Genomic DNA, 24,568 nt, shown 5'->3' with positions numbered 1-24,568 from the left:
CTCTTACCGATGCTGCGCGTGCGCGTCAGCGCCGCTGTGAGAGGAGTGATCGGCCGGGGCCTTTTCGGCACCGGGCGCATCGGGGGCGGTTTCCTTGCCCTCGTTGCGATCGGTCTGGTCGATCACATGGCTGTTGGGGAAGTCGTACTGGAGACCTTCGGTCTCCTTGGCCGACTCCTTGCCCGCGCCGCCCATCTGGTTGATGTGCATCAGCTCGCCCATGCAACGCTGGCCGGGCTTGGGGCAGAGATTGACGACCGCGTCGAACAGCTTGGCATCGGCGGTCGAGAAATAGGCGACGGGCGCCTTTTCGCTGGGCTTGGCCAGGTTCAGATAGACATTGCGGTCGAGCGACGCATTGCTGGCCTTCACCTTGGCGACCCAGGCGTCGAAGCCGGCCTGGTCCAGCGCCTTGTAGGCGAAGCGCATGTGGGTGAAGCCCGCGCCCGAATAGTTGGCGGAGAAGCCGGTGCCGGTGACCGACTTGTTGGCGACGGCGTGGAGCTGCGTCTTCATGCCGGGCATCGCATAGATCTGGCCGGCGAGTTCAGGGATGTAGAAGCTGTTCATCACGGTCGAGGCAGTGATGTCGAAACGGACCGGAACATTGGTCGGCAGCGCCATTTCATTGACGGTGGCGATACCCTGTTCGGGATAGATGAAGAGCCATTTCCAGTCGAGCGCCACGACCTGGACGACCAGCGGCTTGACCTTGGGGTCGATCGCGGTCTGCGCGTCGATGCGGTCGAGCGGACGATAGGGGTCCAGCTTGTGGGTGCTCACCCAGGTCAGCGCGCCCAGGCAGATGATGATGAGAAGCGGGGCCGACCAGATCAGCAGCTCCAGCTTGGTGGAATGATCCCAGTCGGGGTCATATTCCTTTTCGACCGCCTTGTTCGCGGCGCGGTAACGCCAGGCGAAATAGACGACCAGTGCCATGACGGGGATGACAATGAGGAGCATCAGCGCGGTCGAGATCAGGATCAGATCGCGCTGCTGCACCGCAATGTCGCCCGACGGGTTCATCACGACCCAGTTGCAGCCCGCCAGCGGCGCCGCAAGGATCGCGGAGGACCAGCGCAGAAGCCGGCTCCAGTTGGGTGAGAGAGGGTGTGACATGGCGCGCGGTTACCGATTCCGCACGCCATGCGATAGTGGGCAATTTGTCCAATTATGTGCGGACGCAAAAAATGTTTCACATGTGGGATACTGCTTAGACTCTGTGGGTTTTCTGTTATGTTGCCATTCTCTGGCCGTCGGGAGACCCAAAACAGGCACCGTCGGCCCAGCCAGGGAGCGGATGCCTATGACTTCACAGGCCATTGCCTTCACCTCCAGTTCGCTTGAGGATGATGCGCGCAAAATCAATGCACGCGACCACAGCATTGCACCGGGAGACATCTCCATTGGTGTGATCATTGGCCGCACCTCCGAATTTTTCGACTTCTTCGTTTACGCCATTGCTTCGGTTATCGTTTTTCCGAACCTGGTCTTTCCCTATGTCGATGCCCTGACGGGCACGCTCTATTCCTTCGCGATCTTCGCCGTCGCCTTCATCACGCGTCCGATCGGGTCGCTGATCTTCATGGCGATCGACCGGCGCTATGGCCGCGGGACCAAATTGACGGCGGCCCTGTTCCTGCTGGGCGGGTCGACCGCGGCGATCGCCTTTATGCCCGGTTATGCGACGATTGGCCACTATGCCGCTGTCGTTCTGGTGATCCTGCGCGCGGCGCAGGGCATTGCGCTGGGCGGGACATGGGATGGCCTGGCGTCGCTGCTGTCGCTCAACGCGCCGCCGCACCAGCGTGGCTGGTATGCGATGGTGCCGCAGCTCGGCGCGCCGCTGGCGCTGCTGGTGGCGAGCGGCCTGTTCGCCTTCTTCCTGCTGACGCTGTCGGAAGCGGACTTCCTCGACTGGGGCTGGCGCTATCCCTTCTTCGTCGCCTTCGCGATCAACGTCGTGGCGCTGTTCGCCCGGCTGCGCATCGTGGTGACGCATGAGTTCGAGCGTTTGTTCGAGCAGAAGGATCTGGTGCCGTCGCAGGTGCTGCCGACGGTCAAGGCGGAAGGGCGCAACATCATCATCGGTGCGTTCGCGCCGCTGGCGAGCTTTGCCCTGTTCCATATGGTCACGGTGTTTCCGCTCAGCTGGGTGGTGCTGTTCACCGATCAGCCGATCGATCGCTTCCTGGTGATCGAGATGATCGGCGCATCGGTCGGCCTGCTGGCGATCGTGGTGTCGGGCTTCATCGCCGACCAGATCGGTCGTCGCTCGCTGCTCGGCTGGTCGGCCCTGGGCATCGCGATCTTCGCGGTGGTGGCGCCGCTGCTGCTCAATGGCGGGGATCTGGGCGAGGTCGCCTTCATGATCCTGGGCTTCATGCTGCTGGGCCTGGCCTTTGGCCAGTCGTCGGGCGTGGTCGCCTCCAACTTCGCGACCGAGGCGCGCTATACCAGTTCGGCGCTGACGTCGGATCTGGCCTGGCTGGTCGGTGCCGGCTTTGCGCCGCTGCTGGCGCTGCTGCTGTCGGTGAAGTTCGGCCTGGCCGCGTCGGGCATCTACCTGCTGTCGGGCGCGATTGCGACGATGGTGGCGCTCTACGTCAACAAGGAACTGGCGGCGCGGGATCGCTGATCCCGGCCGACGGCCTTGGCAAAACGGGAAGCGTGATCGGCCCGGCCGGTCACGCTTTTTTTGTGGCGGCGACCCGTGCCTTCATCCGGGCGAGGCCCTTGCGGTCGAACCAGCCGATCGGGCCGGGACGGGGGCGCCAGCGCGGCAGCCAGTCGGGATAGAGGCTGACCAGTTCGCGCGGCAGGCCGGCGGGACCGACCCGGCTCATGATGTCGGAGACGATGCGGTTTTGATAATAGCGGACCGAATAGTTGATCAGCCGCTTGTAATGCATCCGCCAGGTCAGCGGCCGGGTGAGGCCGACCGGTTCGCAGGCGAAGCCCGCGCCCTCGCAGGCCAGCACCCGCTCCAATTGCCAGTCGGCATCGCTTGCCAGATCGGTATGCGCCCAGGAGGCAACCAGCCCGTCGTCGCCGACCAGATCGTCGGGCAGGCGCAGGCCACTCGCCCGGATGGCGGCGACGAAGCGGCCGGACAGGGCATAGAGATCGCCGAAGATGCCGCGCTCGATCCGCAGGTTGCGGCGATAGGTTTCCACTTCGCGACCATTGACCGGCATGCCGGCGGCGGCGTTGGCCTGCGGGTGGGCGGCAAGGTCGGCCACCAGCGCGTCGATCGATCCGGGCGCGATCTGGGCATCGCCGTCGAGGAAGATGACGGCGTCCTCCGTGTCGGTGAGCAGGTGGTGGACGAAATGGTTCCAGGTGCGCGACTTGCCGCCGGCGGCGATGTCATGGACGATCACATGGGCGCGGCCGGCGGCGGCGGCGCGGGCACGCGCCACGGTGCGGTCGGTGGTGCCGTTCACCAGCACATGGAAGATGGTGTCCGGGCGGTCGAGCGGCAGCGAGCCGAGGCAGCCGGCGATCCGGCGTTCCTCCTGATGGGCGAAGATGGCGACGGCGACGGCCATGGCGGGATCAGCGGAAGTCCCAGCCCTGCTGGCCATGCTCGACAGCATCCGGGCCATCGGCTTCGGCTTGGGGCGTGGCGCGCAGCGGGACCAGGATCGAGACGATCAGCGCGGCGATGGCGGTGCCGACCAGCGCCCACAGCGCAATCACGACCAGGCCGATCGCCTGGGCGAGCAGGCTGGCGGTGGCGGTGATGCCGGCGTCGAACCCGACCCCGCCGAGCAGCGGCAGCACGAACAAAGGCAGCAGCAGCGCGCCCGTCGCGCCGCCCAGGCCATGGACGGCGAAGATATGGGCGGGATCGTCGATCCAGGCGCTGGCGAAACCGGCGCCGATGCGGGCGATGATCGCGGCGGCGAGGCCGATCAGCATCGCCCCGCCGGTGCCGACCAGGGCGGCCGATGCGGAAATGGCGGCGAGGCCGGCAATGGCGCCGGACAGCAGGCCGGTGGCGCTGGCATGGGCGCCGAGCAGCCGGTCGACCAGTGCCCAGCCGAGGCTGGCGGCGCAGGCGGCGAAGAAGAGGTTGAGGATGGCGGTGGCGGCATCGTCGGTGGCGCCCAGCGCCCAGCCGCCGACCGCACCGGCATAGCCGACCCAGAAGAGCGCACCGCCGGCGATGGCGAGGATATGGGCATGGCCGCCACCCTGGGCATCGCGGGGGCGCCCGGCGACGAGGGCCAGAGCAAGGGCGGAGAAGCCGGCGAGGACATGGACGACCAGGCCGCCGGCAAAGTCCATCGCGCCAAGCTGCGCCAGCCAGCCGCCGCCCCACATCCAGTGGACGATCGGGGCGAAGACCAGCAGCAGCCAGAGCGGCGCGAAGGCGGCGACCCAGCCCAGGCGGGCGCGGCCGGCGATCGCGCCGACGGCGATGGCGCCGGCCAGCACGGCAAAGCCCATCTGGAACAGGACGAAGGCGGATTCGGGCACGGTGAGGCCGTCGCGCAGCGGGGCGAGATTGGCGAGCAGCAGATTGCTGCCGCCGCCCAGCCATTCGCTGCCCGGCGCATAGGCAAGGCTGTAGCCGGCAAGGCCCCAGCCGAGCAGGATCGTCGCGGCGGCGACCAGCGTCTGGGCCATGGCGGCAAGCCCGTGGCGGACATTGGCGAGCCCCGCATGACGCAGCATCAGGCCCGGCAGCGCGGCGAGCAGCAGCAACAGGGCGCAGGCGATCATCCAGCCGGTGTCGCCGCTGTCGGGTGCCGCCACCTGGGCCGTGGCCGGCTGGGCCAGCAACAGGGCGGCAAGGACGGGCAGGGCAAGGGCTGGGCGCATGGAGGAAGGTCCGGTTGGGGTCAGGTCGCCCTGACTAGCGCGGGCAGGGTAAAGACTTCCATAAGCATGGCAATGTTCCGGCGCGGTGATCCGCCGCCGCGCCGTTCAGAAGCCCTCGGTGCCGCACTGGATGCGGCCGGTGCCTTCATTTTCGACGGTGCAGATCGGCTTGCCGGCGACGCTGACATCGCCTGATCCGGTCGAGCGGATGCTGACCGGGCCGTTGGCGGTGAGGGCGACATTGCCCGAGCCGTCGTTGAGGATCGCGGCCTGGCGCGCGACCAGATGGTCCGCGACGATCGCGCCGGGGCCGCTGATGCGCAGATTGGCGACGCCGGCGGTGCCGGCGAGCGTGGTGCGGCCGCCGCCGGCGAGCGTGACCTGGAGATTGTCGAGCTGGAGCGAGGCGACGCTGACATCGCCATTGCCGCCCTGGACGATCTCGCCATTGAGGCCCTTCATCGCGCTGACCGCGACGGCGCCGCCGCCGGTCAGGACGACGCGGTTCACTTCGCCGGTGGAGAGGCGGATGGTCGCGGGGCCGAGACCCTTTTCGCCCGGTTCGGGCCGTTCCATCGAGATGATGGCGAGGCGGCCCGAGACATCGACGCGCAGCCGGTCGAGCGCGCGCTGGTCCCCCTCCGCCCGTGCCGAGACGCCGGTGCCGGTGGTGATGATGACCGTGACCGGGGCGTCGACGCGGATCTGGTCGAAGCTGGTGATGGTATAGCCGCGGGTGGCGGCGCCGGCGGGGGAAGCCCCGGCCAGTGCCGCCGCCGTTGCCAGAATCAGGGGCCGCAATGCGCCTCGCCCGGTCCCATCGTGTTCGTCGTGCATTGCGCCTTGCCCTTCACCTTGACGTCGCCAGTGCCCATGATCTTGATAGCGACCGGACCGTCGGAGGCAAAGTCCATGTCGCCGGTGCCCATGATATCGGCTTCGGCGCGGCCGAGCTTCAGCCCGGCGGCGTCGATGTCGCCGGTGCCGGTGATCGACAATTCGCCCTGATCGGCGGTGCCGGCGAGGGTGATGCTGCCCGATCCGGTGATTTCCGCCTTGAGGCTGCCAAGCTTCACCTGGCCGATGTCGAGGTCACCCGAACCGGTGAGCGAGAGGGCCAGGTCGCCGCCTTCCGCCTTGTCGAGGGTGAAGTCGCCCGAGCCGGTGACGTCGATCGCGCGGATCGCGGGCAGGGTGACATGGATCGTCGCGCCCTTGCCGCCGTCGACCTTGTTCCACATGCCTTCGGACTTGCGGCCGATCTGGAGCGTGTCGGCCTTCACCCGGATGTCGAGCAGGGCGACCGACTTGGGATCGCCATCGGCGGTGACCGAGAATTTGGGGCCAATGGTGACGACGACATTGTCAGGTCCGGTCACGTCGATGCGGCTGAACTGGCTGAGCTTTGCCCAGTCCTGCGGGGTGCTGGCGGCGGCCGGGGATTCGCCGTTGCCACCGCCGGACTGATGATCGTTGCCGCGCGAGCAGGCGCTGGTGGCAAGGCCGATGGCGAGCAGGGTGGCGAGGGTCAGGTGACGGGGCAGGTGATGGGACAGGGGCAGGCGCGGCATCATTATCTCCATGCTGTATTATCTTTACAATACACTCTTGCCGTGGCGGTTCCAAGCCCCCTTGTTCGTCGGGCAGGATAAGGCATGATATCTGCAGGATAAAAGAAGGGTATTCCACCGATGCGCAAGCTGTTTTCCGCCCTGCCGCTGGTCGCGATGATGGGAGCGGCGGCCAGCGCCGCGCCGGCTGAGAATGATCTGGCGGCGCGCGGCGCGACATGGTGGCGCCATGTCCAGATATTGGCGGCGGACGACATGCAGGGGCGCGGCACCGGCACGCCGGGCTATGACAAGGCGGCCGACTATGTGATCGGCCAGTTTCAGGCATTGGGGCTGAAACCCGCCGGGGTCGAGGGCTACAAGCAGCCGATCGCCTTTGTCGAGCAGACGGTGCTGTCGGGCGAGAGCAGGGCGAGCCTGGTCGGCGCGCGTGGCGAGACGGCGCTGGCGGTGCCGGGCGACATCATCTTTTCCGGCAGCGGCGGCCCGGTGCCCGGCGCGATCGACGCGCCGATGGTGTTTGCCGGCTATGGCCTGCATCTGCCCGAAGTGGGCCATGACGATTTTGCCGGGCTGGACCTGAAAGGCAAGATCGTGGTGGTCGTTTCGGGCGGGCCGGCGGAGATCAGCGGCGCGCTCAAATCCCATGCCCGATCGGAACGGGGCCACTGGCTGGCGGCGCAGGGGGCGGTCGGCATGATCAGCCTGGTGACGCCGGGGCAGGTCGAGATTCCCTGGGACCGGCGCAAGGCGCTGGCGAGCGCGCCGGCGGTCTATTATGAGGATGTGGCGATGCGCGACACGCAGACGCCCTTCCTCAATGCCCAGTTCGATCCGGCTCGGTCGGCCGACCTGTTCGCCGGCAGCGGCCAGGATTTCGCGGCGATCGCGGCGGCGGCCGATGCGTCGAAGCCGGTTGCCAGCTTCCCGTTGACGCTGCGGCTCAAGGCCGCGGTCGCGGCCAAGCGGGTGACCTTGTCCTCGCCCAATCTGGTGGCGGTGATGCCGGGCAGCGACCCCAAGCTGGCCAAGGACTATGTCGTGCTGTCGGCGCATCTGGACGGCTATGGCGTCGGCACGCCGATCAAGGGCGACGCCATCTATAATGGGGCGCTGGACAATGCGTCGGGCGTCGCCAGCCTGATCGAGATCGCCAAGGCGTTGAAGGCTGGCAAGGTGAAGCCGAAACGATCCATCCTGTTCACCATCGTCACCGGCGAGGAAAAGGGCCTGCTGGGATCGCGCTATTTCGCGCGGCGGCCGACGGTGCCGAGCAAGAGCATCGTCGCCGACCTCAATTTCGACATGGCGCTGCCGATCTTCAAGCTGACCAGCGTGACCCCGGTCGGCTATGACCAGAGCAGCCTGGGCCAGGATGCGGCGGCGGTGAGCGACGCGATGGGCCTGCCGATCACGCCCGATCCCTTCCCCGACCGCAACGTCTTCATCCGGTCCGACCAATATGCCTTCATCCGCGAGGGGATACCGGCGCTGTTCTTCAAATATGGCTTCAAGGCCGGGACGCCGGAAGCGACGGTGGAGAAGGCGTGGCGCGCGAACATCTATCATTCGCCCTTCGACGACGCGAACCAGCCGGTGATGCCGGCCGAGACGGCGAAGCTGAACGATTATGTGACCGCGGTGACGCTGCGGGTCGCCAATGCGGAAACACGGCCGAGCTGGAACAGCGACAGCTTCTTCAAGCGGTTCGTGAAATAGGCGGTTCGTGAAATAGGGCGCAGGGCGAGCGGCGGGGACGATCATGAGCCAGGCCAGGCGCATGCTGACCGGATGCGGGCTGGTGCTGGGGGCGGCGGGCTTTTTCCTGCTGGGCATAGGGCCGGTCGACATTCAGCCCTGACGGCCTGCAAATGGCGGCCTTCCGCGCTTCCGGTGCTCACGTACTTTAAGTACGCTGCGTTGAAACGAGGCACGTGACTCGTTTCAAGGGTCACGGAAAACCACCATTTTCGTCACGTCATCATCTGAATGTCGACCGGCCCTAGGGGTGTCGCAGCGCGCGGCGCATCGGCAGGAGACGCCGCCTTCTGCCGTGCCGTCGGGCGGGCCGGCATCGCCGCCATCGGGCCGACGGATAATCTCTCCCTCGATCGCGGGAGACCCCTATGTCCTGCAGCAATGGAAGGCGGCCGTCGAGAAGATGGAGCGGCGCTGCCGGGAGGCGAAGTTATTTTGCGCCGAAGCCAAAGCTGCCAGGGAACAGATGGACGAAATAAGATAATCGATTGGTTATGGGTTTGACTTTGCTGGCGGGTGCGCCTGCGCGACGCCGGCTTCATCCAATGACGATGTCGCTGGCGTAAAGCTGGATGCCGACGCTGAACTGAATTTGGGCAATCAGCATGGCGGGGGCCGCGCCGTTGCCATCGGGATCGAAGAACAGCATCCTGCTGTCCTGCGCATAGAGGAATCGATCATTGGCATCGATTGCCACGCCGTTGGCATTGCTGGAAAAATTGCTGTCGTCCACGCTGGTCAGGCCACCAACGGCGCGGCCGGCCACGACCAGCCGATCCACGCCCTGTTCGAAATCGCGGACGGTATCGCCGCCTTCGGCCAGGTCGCGCCAGACAAAGCGATCCTTGCCGGCGCCGCCGAGCAGGCGATCGGCGCCGAGGCCGCCATAGATCCTGTCATTGCCCGCGCCGCCGGCGACGGCATCGTCCCCGGCGCCTCCGTCCACTATGTCGCGGCCTTCACCGCCATCGAGTTGGTCATTGCCGCTGCCGCCATAGAGCCGGTCGTCGCCCCATTCGCCCCACAGGATATCGGCGCCATCATCGCCGAACATTATGTCCGCATCCGACCCGCCATAGAGTATGTCATCGCCGGCATCGCCATGGATGCGATCATCGCCGTTGCCACCCGAGAGCGTATCGCGATCATCGCCGCCATATAGGCGATCGGCACCGTCGGCGCCGACAATGTCGTCCGCGCCGGCGCCGCCAAGGATGAGATCCGTGCCCGCGCCGCCATCCAGGCTGTCGCCGCCGCCCCGGCCGAACAGCACGTCATCGCCGCCATCGCCCCTGAAATCGTCGTGCATGTCGCCGCCGATCAGCCTGTCCCTGCCATCGCCGGCCCGGATGATCGCCTCGCGAGGGCCGAGCAGGACATAATCGTCGCCCGTGCCCAGATAGGCGATCAGCACTTCGATGCCGTGGATCGTGACCAGGGTGCGGGGGGCTGTGCCGTCGCCCGCATCGGCGGTGATGCGTTCGAAATTGGGCAGGATCTTCAGCTTCTGCGTCATTTCGCTGAGGTAGAGATAAGCGAGGTCGGTGCCCTCGCCACCGTCGATCCGGCTGCCGAACACGTCCGAATAGCGGCTGGCAATGCCGAGATGGATGCGGTCTCCACCCGATCCGCCGAGCAGTACGTCCCGGCCGCCGCGGCCATAGAGAATGTCATTGCCGCCGCGCCCGACGATCCGGTCGCGACCGGTGGTGCCGCTCAGAATATTGTTATTCTTGGTTCCGTAGCGATTGGCCATGACGGTCGATCCTTCTCCAGTCCCATATTGGCGCGGGACCGATGACGGGACGGCGGATTTGTGCGCGCGATATTATATCGATCCGCCGGGCTTGGAAAGCATGGCGGCCAATTGCGCAGGGCTTGCCCTATGGTGCTGGCGTGGTCTGGCGTGGCTAGCGCCGGGGCCTGCAATTGCCGACGCGGGCGCCGGTGATCGACATGAGAAATTCCATGTCGCCATCCATGGAGGCGCCCTAGTCACGACTGGCCCGGCAGGGAATGGTTGCCGGGCCTGCTGGTCAGCCTAGCGCCTTGGTCACGACACCAATGGCCTGATCGATGGCCTGCGCCCGATCGCAGTTGGCGGCGCATTTCCCCTTCTGATATTCCAGCTTCTGGAGCAGGTCGCGCGCTGCATCGGGATTGCCGAGGCGGATTTCGGCCAGCGCCAGGCCCGACATGGCGCCGGGATGGCCGCTGCGCCCATGGGGCAATGCCCGTTCGAAATAGCGCCGTGCGCCTTCGGGATTGTTGAGCGCCAGCGCCGTCACCCCTTTCAGGAAGCGCGCCTCAAGATCGTTCGATCCGCTCATGATCCTGTCCAGCGCCTTGTCGGCCTGGGCATAATGGCCTTGCTGCATCAAATGGCGGACCTGGCCATATTGCGGCGATCGAAAATCCCCATAGACGCCCGAATCGACGTTGTAGAGATTGTCCCAGCTGGGACGGAGCCCTTCGTAAGAGCGGGCCTGATCGGGCGACTGGGCTGTCGCCGGGGCGGCGAGTACGGAAGCGATTACCGGTAGAAGAAACGCGAAACGCATCGGGGCACTCCTTCGCTAGACGAAAGGAGGTTATGGTGACAGCAGGGCCCTGTCAATTTTGGTTTCAATTCGGAACTGTTGCCGGCAATCCGGGCCAATTGTTCGATATCCGATGCCTTCTCCAGCCACATGGCTATCGGCTCGACACCGAGCCGCGCTCAGCGCCGGGGCCTGCAATTGCCGACGCGGGTGCCGGTGATCGACATGAGAAATTCTGCGTCGCCACCCATGGGGCTGCCCAGATCGCGGGCGGGCGCGCTATTGACCTCGAACAGGCGGATGTTGCGTTTTATCTCGACACTGCGCGGGCCGATTGCGCCTTCCAGCTTGCCCTGCATCCGCACCCCCGGCCCGAGCCAGCAGCGCTGATTGCCGTGTATGGCGGCACCGTCGCCGTCCAGTTTCCATTGCCGGCAATAGCTGGACGTGCCGGGGCCGGCGAAACTGTCGTCCAGCATGGTTTCGATCGTCGCGTCGATCGTGCCGTCGGGGATGCACAGGTTCCAGGTGCGGATCGGCAGGGTGCGGGTGCTGAAATCGCGGATCACGGTCTGATGCTGGCTGAACGCCCATTGGCCCGCGAGGATCGGGTTGGGGCGGCCGGTGACGACGATCGGCGGCCCCTTTGGCGGGGCGGGCGGCTGGTCTGGCGAGGTCGGGGACGGGGCGGCTGGAGGCGGGCCGGCCATGGCGGCGACGACGGCCGGCGCGGGCGGGGGCGCAGGCACCGGCACGACCTCATCCTCGAAACTGGCGATCTTGGCATTGATGCAGGCCTTGCCACCGGCCGGATCACTGACGCCTTCGCGCACGCAGGCGCTGAGCATCGCGCACATGATCCGGTCGATCCGGGCGTCGCCGCTGGAACGGGTGATGACGCATTGGCGCAGGTCGGTGCCGAACGCGGCATAATCGATCTTCACCTGGCGCATCTTGCGGGCGATGACGACGATCTCATTGTCGGCGGGGGAGGCGGCGACCGGCGCGGACGGATGGTCCTGCGACCGGGCCGGGATGGCGGCCAGCAGGGCGAGCGACAGGCCGCAGCGCAGCGAGAATGAGGGGAATGCCCAATGCCCTGCCATGAATTCTCCCGCCATGGGGCGTCACGCGTGCGCGCCCATGGCGAAGAATAGGCGAAAAGCCGGGGCGCGGCCAGAGGGGCCGGCATTGCGCCTGCTTCGCGAAGAGGACGTGGCGAGGGGGCTGCGAACTGGGGTGGGGCGGCAGCTTTGGGTGGAAACAAGGCATAGCCCCTCCCTTCCAGGGAGGGGTTGGGGTGGGTTGCGAGCGCAGCGAGCTTCTGCCCTATCGACCGTAGACCGCCGCTACGCGGCGCACCCACCCCCGGCCCCTCCCTGGAAGGGAGGGGAGCAGGAAACGTCCGCTTCTGATCGTTGTTGGCGGTTGACTTGGACGGGTGGCGAGCAGCGAGCCGTCTCCCTAGCCATCTTCGTCACGAAAAAGAGCATCGACGTCTTCGGGACGCATTCGCTTTAGTTTTTCATCTAGTTTGTGATCAAAACGGCGATCGTTCGGTTCCTCGCCTTTTTGCGCCTTCCGCCCGATCTGCCGGAGGTAGTGGGCAGTCGCTTCGGTCAGTCGCTGCTTCTTATCGCGTGCTTTCATAGAACTGAAAATATCACAACGGGTAATGTCCGCAATTGGCAAGCAACATCAGACAAGCGAAAGGCAAACATTGGTCGAAACCTGCCAATCTCCATGGGCGTCATCCCGGATCAAGTGCGGGATGACGGAACGGCGAGGGCAGCTTTTCTGAGCGGCGATCGAATAAACCGATGGCAGTGCATGGCCGGAGCCTGTCCGGGGCGGGCATAATGTCCCATGGTCATCCCCCTGTTCCCGACATAGGAGGGGGCGTTCGATTGCCGTCGCGGCGATCCTGAAGAACATGGTTTCTTGTTGGCCCGGATGTGTTCAAGATCATGGACTGGTTTCCTGTTGTTTTCATCCTGTTCAAGGTCGTCGTGCTGGGGGCGGGCATGTTCTTTGCCGTCCGATGGCATTATGAACAGGACAGGAAGGCGCAGAAGGGGGCGGTGCTGAGCGCGGTCGGCAAGATCAGCCTGGCCCTGCTGCTTGCGCTGGTGGGCCTCCTGTCCCTCACCTTCATGCTGGCGCGGATGCTGGGCATGGATATGGCCCTGTGATTTTGGCGCTGTGATCGTGACGCTGTGATCGTGGCCCGCGTCGTGCGTGGCGCGTTCGGATCATCGTTGCGCTGACGGGCGGCCTGTGCCGGATGGGCGCCTGTTTCTGAGGGGCGTCAGCCGCGCAGGCGGTCGAGGCGGTGCTTCAGCTTCCTCTGCAGCAATTCCCAGTTGGTCACGCCCTGGATCACGCCGCCATTGGCGACGATCATCTGTTGCAGCCGATAGGTGTCGACATCCTGGATATCGACCCGGTCGCGGTCGATCACGGCCAGGGCGGCGGCGGTGCCGGCCGCTTCGCCCAGTGCCATCGAGGTCGGCTCCATGCGGATGGTGGAGAAGGCCTGGTGGGTCGCCGCGACGCAGAAGGGCACCATGAGGTTGGTGCACTGGTCGCGATGCGGCACCATCAGTTCGAAGGGCAGCGGCGAGCGCTGATATTTGCCGCCGGCGGGCAGCATGAAATGGCCTTCGTTGACGATGCCCCATTGCCCCCGTTCGTCCCGGACCGCGATGCGGCTGGCGGCGTGGCTGTCCTGCCAGTAGGAGGCCATGGCGACGATCGAGGGGAGGCGCGGGGGCACGCCATCAATATCCGACACGTCCCGGCCCGACCAGGCAAGGCCATTGTCCAGCCGCCGCGCCTCGCGCACATAGAGCTGGGGCGACCAGCCGGGCGTGTCGGCGGGATGGCAATCGGTGTGGCGGCCGCGCACCAGGCCCCAGTTGCGCACATCGCGTTGCAGCCCGGCGGGAATGCGGGGATCGCGGCCATGGGCCATGGCGTGGAACCAGCCGCGAATATAATTTTCATGCGCCTTCCATATGCGTTCGCGCGCATCATAGTCGGCCGCCGGATAGGCGCGGTTGAGGCCGACCGCGTCGAGCGACATGGTGCCGCGATTGTTGATGTCGTAGATGCCCGGCGCGACCTCGTCCGCCTTCACCAGATCGCGGGCGAAATGCCAGTCCCGGCCATAGAGCTGGCCAGCGCGCCGGCGCCGATCGAAATCGCGGAACAGCAGTTCATAGTCGGCCTCGCGATAGCCATCGGGCGCGGTGGCGGGCAGGTCGAGCCGCAGTTCGGGCCGATCGGTCATGGTCAGGCGGAAGCAATAGGCCTGCACGCCATCGTCGGCGGCGCCGACCGGCCGGTTCGGCGCGGCATCGACCCCGGCGATCAGGCGGCCCGACGGCTGGTCGGCGAAAGGGTCGATCGGCAGGATATTGTCCTTTTGCGGCGGATCGGTGCGGGTCAGCAGCTCATAGCGTGACCCGCGATAGCCATTATAGGGATTGGCCCGGTCGGCGGCTTCGCGCCCGACCCTGGTGCTGATGCCGGCGCGGGCCATCAGGTCGCCTTCATAGGAGGCGTCGATGAAGATGCGGCCATGGGCGCGCACGCCCGAGCGGGTGATGATCTCGCGGATGGCGCGATCGGTCCGGTCGACGGTCTCGACCCCGTCCGACCAGAGGACCGGCACCCCGGCGGCATCGAGCAGGTCGCGGAAATAGGGGGCGGCAACGGCCGGGTCGAAGGCGTAGCGATTGCCCGGCATGCCGCCGGACGCCGCCAGCGTGGCCATGGTGGTGCGGGCATAGCCGCCGACTGCATCGATATCGCGTATGTCGGTCCAGCTGAGCCCGCCGGCCAGCATGCCGCCGGGCTGGATTTCGCGCCAGCCGCCGATCAGCACCGCCGAAGCGCCCAGATTGGCGGCGCTGACCGCGGCGATGACGCCGGCGGGGGTGGCGCCATAGACGACGACATCGGCATCGGCCCAGGCCTCCCCGGCGAGCGCGGTGCGGCGCGGATGGATGAGGGCGGCCGGCTTGCCGCTGGCCTGATGGCAGCTGACCAGGCCGGCTGCACCCGCTGCGCCCGCCATCGTTGCCAGAAACGCGCGTCTGTCCATGACCGCCCCCATCCCGGATTGCCCCTGCAAAGGCTTTCCGATTTGCGGGGGCGTGGAAATTCCGGTCGAACACCTAATGGATTGCGCGGTCAGGGGCGGGCAGGGCAGGAGTGGACAGTTGCAATATGCGACTGGTCTGGCAGGATCGGCGCTCCACCACCAGAAAAGCAGGAGTGGGTGCATGATCATCTATGGCGCGCGGCCGTCGCCCTTTGTGCGCAAGGTCATTGTCTTTGCAGCGGAAAAGGGGATCGCGGTCGAGGTGCGGCCGGCCGGGTTCGGCAAGGGCGGCGAGGCGTTCGAGCGGGCGTCCCCCTTTGGCAAGATCCCGGCCCTGGTCGATGGCGATTTCGCGATCAGCGATTCGACCGCGATCATAACCTATATGGATGCGCTGCATCCCGAGCCGAACCTGATCCCGACCGAACCCAAGGCGCGGGCGCGGACGATATGGTATGAGGAATTTGCCGACACCATCGCCCAGCCGGTGGGCGTCGACATCTTTTTCAACCGGGTAGTCGGCAAGCTGCTCGACATGCCGCATGACCCGGCCCGTGCCGACCGGGCGGAGGCGGAGAAGATGCCGGGCATCTATGACTATCTGGAGGCGGTCCTGCCCGACAGCGGCTGGCTGGTGGAGGATCGCTTCACCCTGGCCGACATTGCCGTGGCCTGTCCGCTGATCAATGTCTGCTATTGCAGCAGCGGGTTGAAGGATGGCCGCTGGCCCAAAGTGAAGGCCTGGCTCGACGGGCTGCGGGCGCGGCCGAGCTTTGCCGGGGCGATGGCGCTGGAGGCGCGGATGCTGGGCAAGGCGGCATAACCCATATGGAACATTCTGCTTGACATCGTCACGCTGATCGGGCAGAGAAGAGGAAAGTCGGTAATTGCGACTCGCTGGCGTCGGTCGGTGGTGGCGCTATGGGGCGACTGGGCTGTGGAAGGCGGGGTTTTCGAGGGCGGCTTTCGGGGCTGTGCCTTGGGGCTGGGTCTTCCAGGTCGGGATTTGCAGTCGGGATTTGCAGTCGGGATTTGCAGTCGGGATTTGCAGTCCGGTTTTGCGGGCTGGTGCTTGAAGGTGCGAAGCTTTTGGAAAGCCGGCGCCGCGCCGCGATGCTGACGGATATTGCCTTCAGGTGAGGCGAAAGGGGCTGGTCCGGTTGGGCCGGCCCCTTTTGCATTGGGCGAGCGCGCGGGGCTGAGGCTGAGGCTGAGGCTGAGGCTGAGGCTGAGGCTGAGGCTGAAGCTGGCGCTGTCGGGGCGGTGTGCGGGGAGCCGTCGAGCGATGGCGCGGCGCGGGGCTGTTGCTGATGGCGGCGTGCGGCGCGTGGTCGCGCGGCGGCGCGATGGTTCGGGACAATCTGGGGAGGGGGCGATGGCGGCGCGAAAGGGAGCGGCCGGGCGGCCGGAGCGCGTGGCGCAGCGGCAGGCGGCGGGCGAGGGGGTGCGGACGCAATTGCGACAGTTGCGCAGGGATGGCTGGGCGCAGAAGGACCGCGCGCGCTTCCTGGCGGAGCTGGCCGAGACCTGCAATGTCAGCGAGGCGGCGCGGACCGTGGGGAAGAGCCGGCAGGCGGCCTATGGCCTGAAGCAGCGCGACGCGGAGTTCGCGCGCGACTGGGATGCGGCGATCGAGCAGGGCTATGGCGAGATCGAGGCGATGCTGATCCGGCTGGCGCTGCATGGCTGCGAGAGCGAGGAGATCATCGAGGATGGCGAGGGCGCGGTGAAGACGCGCAAGGTCAAGCGCGCGCCCAATCCGTCGCTCGGGCTGCAATTGCTGAAGCTGCATGCCGCCCAGGTCGCCGCGCGCCGGGCGGCGCGGGGCGATGCGACCGGACCGGGCAGTCCCGCAGCGATCGCCAGCGTCGAGCGGGTGCTGGCAGAGATACGCCGGCGCCGCGCGGCGGCGGGGACGTGAGGGGAAGGCGAGAAGGTCGCGCGACAATGCGCGAACGGGGGCGCCGATCGCCCGCGGATCGGGCGGCCGCGGTCAGCTGGCCGGCTCGTCCGCTGGCATGGCGGGTGTCGTCGGCGCGGCCGGTTGATCCATGAGCAGATGGTCGGGCGTGGGCGCCGGTGCGCGGCGGCCGTAGCGCTCGACCGTGTCCCAGACGTCATAGAGCGACCGTTGATCGGTGTCGGCAACCGCGCGATTGCGTGGCAAATCAAGACGATACTTCATATCAAGGCGCTTAGGTCATCGATGCGGCAGGTCGATGACATTAAGGTGAGCGGAGCGTTTTTGGCGATGAAGCGAGTGGTTGAGCGATGGTGGATTGCCGGGCGACAATCGTGCCGGGTGCATGGCGGCAAGGAATAGTTTCTTCCTGGAAGGGGAGGCCTGTTTCCGGTCGCTTCGCGCCGGGCAGCTATCGGGAAGCCTGGCGCCATTTGATCCCGCGAGCGACGGTCATGGGTGGGTAGCGGACTGGTCCTTATCCGGTCATGCCAGCGGAGGCTGGCATCTCTCTGTTCTTCTCAGAATCCAGAAGGAAGTGAGATCCCAGCCTTCGCTGGGATGACGAAGTGGGTGGATTGGAGACTGTCTGCTTTCAGTAAGGTGAGTGGGAACATCTGACGCTGGCGGAGAAGGACGCTTGGCAACACTTGCCGGTTTGCGGACATCTAACGATCAGCTACGATGGCCGAATGGGAACCATACATTGCCCCGGCGGCCATACCTTCTCCGATGGTGAAATACCGAGTCCTTACCAGTGGCTGCTTATATCGGAAGCTGGTTTCGAGGAGGCCCTCGACGAAGTGGAGGCGCTTGATTGGACATCAGAGTTTGCCGGAGATAAAGCGGATTGGGCCTTACATAGTCGAGGGCATGCCACATACCGCTGCCCTCAATGCGATCGGATTCTTATTTTTGAGCAGGGGATAGACAAACCTGCGACAAGCTATCGCCGCGAATGACTGCTTCCCGAACGATTTGATCCCTAAGCCTTCGACTTGCCATATGGATGGACGGCCGGTTTTAGTGCCGCCGACGATCAACGGGATGGCAAAAAATGGTCGCTTCCTGCCGGGCAGCTTTTCCGCCCACGAACGGACCGACTGCTATCGGGTGTGCCTGGCGCGGATCGGTGCGATGAGCGTCTATAAGGGGTGGGTTTCAGACTGTCGGGTTTTGCCTGTCATTTGCGATGAGCAGACGTGAGCTAATCCCACGGAATGTCCATCAGCATGGAAATAATCGCAGCAGAGCCAAATCCTGCCACCGTAAGGGGAACCGCAAGAATAACGCCCGAACGATTTGGGACATTCATCAAGCTGACGAGAAGAGAAATTACCAGCCAAGACACCAGTATCAGCGACCCTTGGTAGCCGTAGAAACCTGCGGCATAGATCGTCAGAATGTAGATCACGCCCACTAATATGGCGGCCAAAAATGCGCGGACAGCGGCAGAAAAACGAACATGAACAATGCCCTCATGGCGAACCAGCAGAAATCCGGAGAAGGCTACTGCGAGACCGATGAGCGAAGCCGTCAATGTCATCAGGCATAGACGGAAGCCCATAGGCCAGTCCATGAGCGCGGCAGTCAGCCACTTTATCCCTCGCCATTCAGGAGCGCCGAAATGTTCTCGTATAGCCTGATCTTCTGGCGGGAAGGCCGCGCAACAATGTGAGCCATAAATCACAGTAACCCCGCTGATGGCCAGCATGAGGCAAAATAATGCCATGCCGTAGCGGTATCCCCGATCTTCTTTCAATTCAGCGGCTCCTTACGGGCAAGATGCCGCAGAGTGCAAAGGTCTGCAATTGGTCGTTAGCCACCCTACGGACATCCGTCATGCCGGGCTTGACCCGGCATCCCGCTTTTCGATGCAACGGATAAAGAAGCGGGACCCCGGCGCAAGCCTGTCCTGAGCCTGTCGAAGGGGCCGGGGTGACGATGGCCGCATCTTGGCCGTGAGCCGTCAAAGTCCGGCATCGTCATTGCCAGCGTAGCGAAGCAAGGGCGGGAGATCGTCGAGGCCCGCCCTTTGTGCGGCGGGCTTTTGCTGGTGCGCGGTTCTTCTGGTAGGATCGGAACGCGGTTTTGGAGATCGGGCTTTGGAGATCGGGCGATGCTGGTTGGGCTGATCCTGTTGGCGGCGGTGGGGGCGATGATCGCGCTGTCGGTGCGCGCCGATCGGCGGTTCCGGGCGATCGACCGGCTGCCGATGCAATGGACGCTGACCGGGGCGGTGAGCTGGCATGCGCCGCGGGCCGTGGCGCTGGCCTTCATGCCGGTGCTGGGGACGATGCTGATCCTGGCCGTGGGCGCGATGGCTTTGTGGGTGCCGCCGCGCGCCGGGCAGGAGGGGCTGGTGATCCCGGTATTGCTGGCGATCGCGGCGGGCATGGTGGCGATCCATGCGCTGCATATCTGGATGATCGGGCGCTGGGCGAAGGCGCGGCACTGAACCGGCATTGGGGCTGAGGAGGCGAGGATGCGGCGTGTGACCCGGAGCAGGATGGCGCTGATGCTGCTGGCGCCGATGGTGATGATGCTGCCCGCTGGCGCGATCGCTGCGCCGCCGACCAGTTGGGCCAAGGCGGGCGTGTCGCTGGCCGACTATGCCGGCGATGCGGGGGCCTGCGCGGAGGCGACGCGGGACAGGGCGGTGACGGTGCGGCCGGAGACGGCGCAGGCGCTGGATGCGCTGAGCATGGTCGACCTGGCGATGATCCTGCGAACCTATGGCGGCGATAGCGATGCCAGCCCGCTGATGGCGGCGGCGAATATCGGCATGCATCATGACGACGCCAATGTGGCGCGGCGGACGGCGAATTTCGGCGCGAAATATGAAGCGATGACGCGCAGCGACGTGCGCGCGCAATTGCAGGCGGCGCTGGACCAGTGCCTGGTCGATCGCGGCTATGTGCGGATCATGCTGACGCAGGACCAGGCGCGCGGGCTGGCGAAGCTGAAGCGCGGGAGTGCGGAGCGCACCGCCTATCTGCATGCGATCGACAGCGATCCGGCGGTGATCGCGGCGCAGCGGGTGGTGGAGGAATGACGGTGCGGATCGGGATCGTCCTGGCCAGCCTGGCCTTGTGCGGGGCCTTGTTCTGGAGCGGGACGGCGCTGGTCGCGCTGATGATGGGATGGCTGGTCGCGCATCCGTGGGTGGCGAAGGCGATGGCGGCGCTGCCGATGCTGGTGCTGTCGCTGATGGCGGTGACGATCGTGCATTGGCGCCGCGATGCGGCGGACGCCGGCTGAACGGAAGGCGGCGGGCTGGTAAAGCGCCAATGTGGGACGGCGGAACGCACCGCCTATCTGCATGTGATCAACAACGATCCGGCGGTGATGTCGGCGCATCGGATGATGGAGGAATGAAGGCGCGCGGTGTGCCGCTCACTATATTATGCGGTGGACAATATAGAACGTGCAGTTTTCAATGATGACAATATTTGTTTCTTAATGTTTCATACATGGATTGGCTATAGCCGCCTCTGCGGGGTAAAGATCTGTGGGGGTTTTGGTGATCGGCAATATTGTCGTTCGCGTGCGCAGCGTGTGTGCGGGATGTCTCCACGATTTTCGGCATTCATGGCCGGTAATTCTGCTTGCGATGCTGATGACGATCCTGCTGGCGGCTGCCGCGACGGTGCAGTCCTTCCACGTCGACATCGTGGATCTGGCGCCGCTCTATGTTGCAATCATCATATTCTTGGCCAGCGGACTTTATATTCTTCGCCGCACGCCATCCGGGAATGCTGCCATGGCAGCGCGGGAAGGGAGCGGTCAGCGGCTGGGCCATATATTGCTGCTTTGCGGGCTGGGGCATCCAGCGCTGGCCTATCGGTTCATGACCGCCTGGGGCATGTGTTTGTTGCTGACGATAGTGATGTTCCCCTTCTTTCCGGCGGTGGCTGCATTCCATCATTATAATGTCGATCCGGCGCAGATGCCGGGTGCGACCGCCTGGGCTTCCTGGCATTTGGAGGCGTTGATGGAGGAACTGCGGTCCGGGGCCAAGGCCACGCTGGATAGCGATGCGCTGACGGGGATCATCACCATGCCGAGTTTTCATGCGGCATCGGCGATCCTTCTGATATTTGCCTTCTGGCCCTTCCCCTGGCTGCGCTGGCCGTTTCTGCTGCTGAACATGGTGATGTTCGCATCGGCCGTGCCGGTCGGCGGCCATTATCTGGTGGATACGTTGGGCGGTCTGATGCTGGCCCTCATCGCCATTGGGACGGCGATTGCCGTGCATGGAAGAGGCGAGGATATCCGTCTGGACTGGAAAACGATCGGGCATCAGGTCCGGCGACGGGAAGCGGGGCTGGCATCTGCCTGACGATGGCGGGCCGGCCTGTCGAGGATGAACGATCAGATGATTTTACCTGATGGGAAAAGCCTCTAAGAGACTGGTCAGATGAAGAAACTGATCCTGCTCGCCGCCGCTTCGGCCCTTGCAACCCCAGTGCTGGCGGCCCCCACCGCGCCGGCTGCGCCCGATGCGGCGCGGTTGAAGGCGAGCGTGGAGAGGCTGGTGAGCTTCGGCACGCGGCATACGCTGTCGAGCGCGACCGACCCCAGGCGCGGGATCGGTGCGGCGCGGGCCTGGGGCAAGGCCGAGTTCGAGAAGATTGGCAAGGGCTGTGGCGGGTGCCTGAGCGTCGAGACGGTGGCGGATCGCTTCACCGGGCCGCGCGCGCCCGATGGCGTCGAGGTGGTCGATGTGCTGGCGATCCAGAAGGGCACGGGTGATCCCAACGAGGTGGTGATCGTCGCGGGGCATATCGACAGCCGCGTGACCGATGTCATGAACATCAGCAGCGATGCGCCGGGCGCCAATGACAATGCGTCGGGCACGGCGCTGGTGATCGAGGCGGCGCGGGTGCTGGCCGGGCAGAAATTCAACGGCACGATCGTCTATGCGCTGCTGTCGGGCGAGGAGCAGGGGCTGTGGGGTGGCAAGCTGCTTGCCAGCACGGCCAAGGCGCGCGGCTGGCATGTGCGGGCGATGCTGAACAATGATATTGTCGGCAACACCGTGGGGCAGAATGGCCAGGTGGTGGCGGATCGCGTGCGGGTGTTTTCCGAGGGGATTCGCGCGGGCGACGACGCCAAGGCGAACCTGACGCGCCGGGCGATCGGCGGCGAGGATGACGGCCCGTCGCGGGCGCTGGCCAAGGCGATCGACGGCATTGCGCAGGCGGACCCGAAGATCGGGCTGGAGGTGCTGGCGGTGCGGCGGTTCGACCGGTTCGGGCGCGGCGGCGACCATTCGCCCTTCCTGGACCTGGGCTTTCCGGCGGTGCGCTTTTCCGTCGGGATCGAGAATTATGACCGGCAGCATCAGGACCTGCGCACCGAAAATGGCCGGGTCTATGGCGACACGGTCGACGGCATGGACTTTCCCTATCTGGCGAAGGTGACGGCGCTCAATGTCGCGACCTTGCGGCGACTGGCCGATGCGCCCGCGGCGCCGGCGACGGTGTCGCTCGATGGCGCGCTGTCGATGGACACGCGGGTCTTCTGGGACGCGGTGCCGGGGGCGACGGCTTACAAGGTCTATTGGCGGCGCGCGGACAAGCAGGACTGGAGCGACAGCCGGGTCGTGACTGGCGCGACGCAGACGGTGCTGAAGGATATCGTGGTCGACGATCATTTCATCGGCGTCGCGGCGGTGGCCAAGGACGGGGCGGAGAGCCTGGTGACGTTCGGCGGGATGGCGCCGCGTAAATAGGATTTGGTTCGCGCGGAGACGCGGAGACGCGGAGACGCGGAGATTTCTGGGAGGGCCGCCTGCGGGCGGCCTTTTTTGTTGCGCGTGGTTTGGGGTGGGCGGCGGCTTCATGGTGCCGGCTCCTGCGGGAGGCAGGGTCGGGAGATGGATTCCCGCCTTCCCGGGAATGACGAAGAAGCGGAGGGGGCGGGGATGCAGATGGCCGATTGTGACTGGGTCGAGCAGGCGGCGGCCTGGCCCGAACTGGCGCGCTGGCTGAGCGACGATGCCGCCGAGCGGCTGGGGCAGGACTGGGATTTCCTGGCGCGGCCGGCGCAACTGGCGCCGGCGGGCGACTGGCGCATCTGGCTGATGATGGCGGGGCGCGGTTTCGGCAAGACGCGGGCCGGGGCGGAATGGGTGCGCGCCATTGCCGAGGGTGATCCCGAGGCGCGGATCGCGCTGGTCGGCGCGACCCTGGGCGAGGCGCGCAGCGTGATGGTGGAGGGGGCGAGCGGGGTGCTGGCGGTGGCGCCCTGGTGGGCGAGGCCGGCCTATGCCCCGGCGTTGCGCACGCTGACCTGGCCCAATGGCGCGCAGGCGCGCCTGTTCGGCGCGGCCGAGCCCGAAAGCCTGCGCGGGCCGCAGTTCAGCCATGGCTGGGCCGACGAGATCGGCAAATGGCCGGGTGGGCAGGCGGCCTGGGACAATATGATGATGGCGATGCGGCTGGGGCGTGTTCCGCGCGTGGTGGCGACGACGACGCCGCGCCCGGTGCCGCTGGTGCGGGCGCTGGTGGCAAGAGAGGGCGCCGATGTGGTGCTGACGCGGGGGCGGACGGCGGACAATGCAGCGCATCTGGCGGCCGGCTTCGTCGCGGATGTGACGCGGCTTTATGGCGGCACGCGGCTGGGGCGGCAGGAACTGGACGGCGAACTGATCGAGGAGGCGGAAGGGGCGCTGTGGACCCGCGCGGCGCTGGAGGCGTGCCGGGTGCGGCATGTGCCGGGCGCGCTGGCGCGGGTGGTGGTGGCGGTCGATCCGCCGGCGACGGCGGGCGGCGATGCGTGCGGCATCGTCGTGGTCGCCCTGGGCGGGGACGGGCGCGGCTATGTGATCGCGGACGCGAGCGTGGCGGGCTGCTCGCCCGAAGGCTGGGCGCGGGCGGTGGCGCAGGCGGCGCAGGGCCATGGCGCCGACCGGGTGGTGGCCGAGGCCAATAATGGCGGCGACATGGTGGCGAGCGTGCTGCGCGCGGCGCAGGAGGCGCTGCCGCTGCGGCTGGTCCATGCCAGCCGGGGCAAGGCGGCGCGGGCTGAGCCGGTGGCGGCGCTCTATGAGGCCGGGCGGGTGGCGCATCGCGGGGCTTTCCCCGAGCTGGAGGACCAGATGTGCGGGCTGCTGGCGGGGGGCGGTTATGTCGGGCCGGGGCGCTCGCCCGATCGGGCGGATGCGCTGGTCTGGGGGCTGAGCGAACTGATGCTGGGGCCGAAGGGCGAGGCGCGGGTCAGGGGGCTTTGAGGGGGAGCGGTGGGTGCTGCGTGATTGATTTTCGCGCGGAGACGCGGAGACGCGGAGAAGGAAAGGGTGGGTTGCGGACAGGTCCTTATCCCGTCATGCCAGCGAAGGCTGGCATCTCTCTGTTCTTCTCAGAACCCAGAAGGAAGTGAGATCCCAGCCTTCGCTGGGATGACGAAGTGGGTGGGAAACGGACTGTCGTGTTTGGGGCGAGCCGCAGCCGAAAGCGGCCTTTCCTATAAAACAGTTTCGATCTTGCCGCCCGAGCGCGTTGCCAAAAAATCTGCTGCCAATCGAGCTAACCGCATATCGGCCGATGTCACGATCATCTCGCCGTCACGATCTTCCGACAACATTGCCTCTACAACAGGCGCATTTACCGTTGCCCGGTCGCACATATATAGCCACGTCCAATCTGTTGCGTTGGATGTGTGGCTATCTCCATCGGTGTCGATGTTGGACCCGACCCCATAAAGGTGATTAACCACCTCGCCAAAGGGAGGCCGTTGACCGACTTCCCTAATGACAATTCGATAACAGCGCTCGCTCATGAACGTTTCCGACTGC

Annotated in this window: 24 protein-coding genes; 11 read left to right on the top strand and 13 right to left on the bottom strand. The window is 65.8% G+C overall.

Features of this window, described 5'->3' with window-relative positions; all coding sequences use genetic code 11:
* Positions 1-3: 3 nt before the first annotated feature.
* Complete coding sequence (cyoA, locus tag U0025_RS13115) at positions 4-1,119, bottom strand: ubiquinol oxidase subunit II (protein WP_004207840.1); 1,116 nt, start codon at positions 1,117-1,119, stop codon at positions 4-6.
* A 187-nt stretch (positions 1,120-1,306) separates the two neighbouring features.
* Here cyoA and U0025_RS13110 point away from each other — a divergent pair, with 187 nt between their 5' ends.
* Positions 1,307-2,638 (top strand): MFS transporter, encoded by a 1,332-nt coding sequence (locus U0025_RS13110; RefSeq protein ID WP_004207839.1) that lies wholly within the window; start codon positions 1,307-1,309, stop codon positions 2,636-2,638.
* A 49-nt stretch (positions 2,639-2,687) separates the two neighbouring features.
* Here U0025_RS13110 and U0025_RS13105 read toward each other — a convergent pair whose 3' ends face one another.
* The 4 genes from U0025_RS13105 to U0025_RS13090 all read right to left on the bottom strand — a co-directional run bounded on the left by U0025_RS13105 (position 2,688) and on the right by U0025_RS13090 (position 6,413).
* Positions 2,688-3,551, bottom strand: a complete 864-nt coding sequence (locus tag U0025_RS13105; protein ID WP_004207838.1) for a glycosyltransferase family 2 protein — start codon at positions 3,549-3,551, stop codon at positions 2,688-2,690.
* A 7-nt stretch (positions 3,552-3,558) separates the two neighbouring features.
* Positions 3,559-4,830: an ammonium transporter gene (locus U0025_RS13100; protein WP_004207837.1), complete on the bottom strand. Its 1,272-nt coding sequence runs from the start codon at positions 4,828-4,830 to the stop codon at positions 3,559-3,561.
* Between the two features lie 105 nt (positions 4,831-4,935).
* On the bottom strand, positions 4,936-5,667 hold the full coding sequence (locus U0025_RS13095) for a GIN domain-containing protein (protein WP_004207836.1): 732 nt from the start codon (positions 5,665-5,667) through the stop codon (positions 4,936-4,938).
* Positions 5,619-6,413: a head GIN domain-containing protein gene (locus U0025_RS13090; protein ID WP_037490337.1), complete on the bottom strand. Its 795-nt coding sequence runs from the start codon at positions 6,411-6,413 to the stop codon at positions 5,619-5,621. Before U0025_RS13090 ends, U0025_RS13095 begins: the two co-directional genes overlap by 49 nt.
* Before the next feature lie 108 nt (positions 6,414-6,521).
* Here U0025_RS13090 and U0025_RS13085 point away from each other — a divergent pair, with 108 nt between their 5' ends.
* Positions 6,522-8,120, top strand: coding sequence for a M28 family metallopeptidase (locus U0025_RS13085; RefSeq protein ID WP_004207834.1), 1,599 nt, complete (start codon positions 6,522-6,524; stop codon positions 8,118-8,120).
* Between the two features lie 577 nt (positions 8,121-8,697).
* Here the strand turns inward: U0025_RS13085 and U0025_RS13080 are convergent.
* The 4 genes from U0025_RS13080 to U0025_RS13065 all read right to left on the bottom strand — a co-directional run bounded on the left by U0025_RS13080 (position 8,698) and on the right by U0025_RS13065 (position 12,349).
* Complete coding sequence (locus tag U0025_RS13080) at positions 8,698-9,915, bottom strand: calcium-binding protein (RefSeq protein WP_004207832.1); 1,218 nt, start codon at positions 9,913-9,915, stop codon at positions 8,698-8,700.
* 280 nt (positions 9,916-10,195) lie between these two features.
* The gene (locus U0025_RS13075; RefSeq protein ID WP_004207831.1) at positions 10,196-10,720 is read right to left on the bottom strand and encodes a tetratricopeptide repeat protein; all 525 of its coding nucleotides are present in this window, start codon (positions 10,718-10,720) and stop codon (positions 10,196-10,198) included.
* A 158-nt stretch (positions 10,721-10,878) separates the two neighbouring features.
* On the bottom strand, positions 10,879-11,805 hold the full coding sequence (locus U0025_RS13070) for a hypothetical protein (RefSeq protein WP_004207830.1): 927 nt from the start codon (positions 11,803-11,805) through the stop codon (positions 10,879-10,881).
* 358 nt (positions 11,806-12,163) lie between these two features.
* Positions 12,164-12,349, bottom strand: coding sequence for a hypothetical protein (locus U0025_RS13065; protein ID WP_037490333.1), 186 nt, complete (start codon positions 12,347-12,349; stop codon positions 12,164-12,166).
* 317 nt (positions 12,350-12,666) lie between these two features.
* On the opposite strand from U0025_RS13065, the gene U0025_RS13060 reads away from it, so the two are divergent.
* Positions 12,667-12,891 (top strand): hypothetical protein, encoded by a 225-nt coding sequence (locus tag U0025_RS13060; protein WP_004207829.1) that lies wholly within the window; start codon positions 12,667-12,669, stop codon positions 12,889-12,891.
* Between the two features lie 116 nt (positions 12,892-13,007).
* Here the strand turns inward: U0025_RS13060 and U0025_RS13055 are convergent, their stop codons facing one another.
* The gene (locus tag U0025_RS13055) at positions 13,008-14,807 is read right to left on the bottom strand and encodes an FAD-dependent oxidoreductase (protein ID WP_254792240.1); all 1,800 of its coding nucleotides are present in this window, start codon (positions 14,805-14,807) and stop codon (positions 13,008-13,010) included.
* A gap of 181 nt (positions 14,808-14,988) precedes the next feature.
* Here U0025_RS13055 and U0025_RS13050 point away from each other — a divergent pair, with 181 nt between their 5' ends.
* A complete protein-coding gene (locus U0025_RS13050) occupies positions 14,989-15,630 on the top strand; it encodes a glutathione S-transferase family protein (RefSeq protein ID WP_004207827.1) in 642 nt (213 codons plus the stop codon).
* A 552-nt stretch (positions 15,631-16,182) separates the two neighbouring features.
* Positions 16,183-16,728 (top strand): hypothetical protein, encoded by a 546-nt coding sequence (locus tag U0025_RS13045; protein WP_004207826.1) that lies wholly within the window; start codon positions 16,183-16,185, stop codon positions 16,726-16,728.
* A gap of 72 nt (positions 16,729-16,800) precedes the next feature.
* Here U0025_RS13045 and U0025_RS13040 read toward each other — a convergent pair whose 3' ends face one another.
* Positions 16,801-16,992, bottom strand: a complete 192-nt coding sequence (locus tag U0025_RS13040; RefSeq protein WP_037490329.1) for a hypothetical protein — start codon at positions 16,990-16,992, stop codon at positions 16,801-16,803.
* A 982-nt stretch (positions 16,993-17,974) separates the two neighbouring features.
* On the bottom strand, positions 17,975-18,529 hold the full coding sequence (locus tag U0025_RS13035; protein ID WP_139278729.1) for a hypothetical protein: 555 nt from the start codon (positions 18,527-18,529) through the stop codon (positions 17,975-17,977).
* A gap of 357 nt (positions 18,530-18,886) precedes the next feature.
* On the opposite strand from U0025_RS13035, the gene U0025_RS13030 reads away from it, so the two are divergent.
* The 6 genes from U0025_RS13030 (at position 18,887) to U0025_RS13005 (ending at position 24,004) form a co-directional block, all read left to right on the top strand.
* Positions 18,887-19,225, top strand: a complete 339-nt coding sequence (locus U0025_RS13030; protein WP_004207825.1) for a hypothetical protein — start codon at positions 18,887-18,889, stop codon at positions 19,223-19,225.
* A 27-nt stretch (positions 19,226-19,252) separates the two neighbouring features.
* Positions 19,253-19,822 (top strand): hypothetical protein, encoded by a 570-nt coding sequence (locus tag U0025_RS13025; protein WP_004207824.1) that lies wholly within the window; start codon positions 19,253-19,255, stop codon positions 19,820-19,822.
* On the top strand, positions 19,819-20,028 hold the full coding sequence (locus U0025_RS13020) for a hypothetical protein (RefSeq protein WP_004207823.1): 210 nt from the start codon (positions 19,819-19,821) through the stop codon (positions 20,026-20,028). Before U0025_RS13025 ends, U0025_RS13020 begins: the two co-directional genes overlap by 4 nt.
* A 262-nt stretch (positions 20,029-20,290) precedes the next feature.
* On the top strand, positions 20,291-21,109 hold the full coding sequence (locus tag U0025_RS13015; RefSeq protein WP_139278728.1) for a phosphatase PAP2 family protein: 819 nt from the start codon (positions 20,291-20,293) through the stop codon (positions 21,107-21,109).
* Positions 21,110-21,187: 78 nt separating this feature from the next.
* Positions 21,188-22,504: a M28 family peptidase gene (locus U0025_RS13010; RefSeq protein ID WP_004207821.1), complete on the top strand. Its 1,317-nt coding sequence runs from the start codon at positions 21,188-21,190 to the stop codon at positions 22,502-22,504.
* Between the two features lie 192 nt (positions 22,505-22,696).
* Positions 22,697-24,004 (top strand): DNA-packaging protein, encoded by a 1,308-nt coding sequence (locus tag U0025_RS13005; RefSeq protein ID WP_004207820.1) that lies wholly within the window; start codon positions 22,697-22,699, stop codon positions 24,002-24,004.
* Positions 24,005-24,237: 233 nt separating this feature from the next.
* Here U0025_RS13005 and U0025_RS13000 read toward each other — a convergent pair whose 3' ends face one another.
* Positions 24,238-24,552, bottom strand: a complete 315-nt coding sequence (locus tag U0025_RS13000; RefSeq protein ID WP_139278727.1) for a hypothetical protein — start codon at positions 24,550-24,552, stop codon at positions 24,238-24,240.
* Positions 24,553-24,568: the final 16 nt, after the last annotated feature.

This window comes from Sphingobium yanoikuyae (assembly GCF_034424525.1).
GTDB classification, from domain to species: Bacteria; Pseudomonadota; Alphaproteobacteria; order Sphingomonadales; family Sphingomonadaceae; genus Sphingobium; species Sphingobium yanoikuyae.
Note: the sequence above shows the minus strand (reverse complement) of the source record. Positions and strands in the feature narration are given on the sequence as shown.

Coding starts and splice junctions, on each gene's coding strand:
- cyoA (WP_004207840.1), bottom strand. CDS start 1,119: ATGTCACACCCTCTCTCACCCAACTGGAGCCGGCTTCTGCGCTGGTCC.
- U0025_RS13110 (WP_004207839.1), top strand. CDS start 1,307: ATGACTTCACAGGCCATTGCCTTCACCTCCAGTTCGCTTGAGGATGAT.
- U0025_RS13105 (WP_004207838.1), bottom strand. CDS start 3,551: ATGGCCGTCGCCGTCGCCATCTTCGCCCATCAGGAGGAACGCCGGATC.
- U0025_RS13100 (WP_004207837.1), bottom strand. CDS start 4,830: ATGCGCCCAGCCCTTGCCCTGCCCGTCCTTGCCGCCCTGTTGCTGGCC.
- U0025_RS13095 (WP_004207836.1), bottom strand. CDS start 5,667: ATGCACGACGAACACGATGGGACCGGGCGAGGCGCATTGCGGCCCCTG.
- U0025_RS13090 (WP_037490337.1), bottom strand. CDS start 6,413: ATGGAGATAATGATGCCGCGCCTGCCCCTGTCCCATCACCTGCCCCGT.
- U0025_RS13085 (WP_004207834.1), top strand. CDS start 6,522: ATGCGCAAGCTGTTTTCCGCCCTGCCGCTGGTCGCGATGATGGGAGCG.
- U0025_RS13080 (WP_004207832.1), bottom strand. CDS start 9,915: ATGGCCAATCGCTACGGAACCAAGAATAACAATATTCTGAGCGGCACC.
- U0025_RS13075 (WP_004207831.1), bottom strand. CDS start 10,720: ATGCGTTTCGCGTTTCTTCTACCGGTAATCGCTTCCGTACTCGCCGCC.
- U0025_RS13070 (WP_004207830.1), bottom strand. CDS start 11,805: ATGGCAGGGCATTGGGCATTCCCCTCATTCTCGCTGCGCTGCGGCCTG.
- U0025_RS13065 (WP_037490333.1), bottom strand. CDS start 12,349: ATGAAAGCACGCGATAAGAAGCAGCGACTGACCGAAGCGACTGCCCAC.
- U0025_RS13060 (WP_004207829.1), top strand. CDS start 12,667: ATGGACTGGTTTCCTGTTGTTTTCATCCTGTTCAAGGTCGTCGTGCTG.
- U0025_RS13055 (WP_254792240.1), bottom strand. CDS start 14,807: ATGGACAGACGCGCGTTTCTGGCAACGATGGCGGGCGCAGCGGGTGCA.
- U0025_RS13050 (WP_004207827.1), top strand. CDS start 14,989: ATGATCATCTATGGCGCGCGGCCGTCGCCCTTTGTGCGCAAGGTCATT.
- U0025_RS13045 (WP_004207826.1), top strand. CDS start 16,183: ATGGCGGCGCGAAAGGGAGCGGCCGGGCGGCCGGAGCGCGTGGCGCAG.
- U0025_RS13040 (WP_037490329.1), bottom strand. CDS start 16,992: ATGAAGTATCGTCTTGATTTGCCACGCAATCGCGCGGTTGCCGACACC.
- U0025_RS13030 (WP_004207825.1), top strand. CDS start 18,887: ATGCTGGTTGGGCTGATCCTGTTGGCGGCGGTGGGGGCGATGATCGCG.
- U0025_RS13025 (WP_004207824.1), top strand. CDS start 19,253: ATGCGGCGTGTGACCCGGAGCAGGATGGCGCTGATGCTGCTGGCGCCG.
- U0025_RS13020 (WP_004207823.1), top strand. CDS start 19,819: ATGACGGTGCGGATCGGGATCGTCCTGGCCAGCCTGGCCTTGTGCGGG.
- U0025_RS13010 (WP_004207821.1), top strand. CDS start 21,188: ATGAAGAAACTGATCCTGCTCGCCGCCGCTTCGGCCCTTGCAACCCCA.
- U0025_RS13005 (WP_004207820.1), top strand. CDS start 22,697: ATGCAGATGGCCGATTGTGACTGGGTCGAGCAGGCGGCGGCCTGGCCC.
- U0025_RS13000 (WP_139278727.1), bottom strand. CDS start 24,552: ATGAGCGAGCGCTGTTATCGAATTGTCATTAGGGAAGTCGGTCAACGG.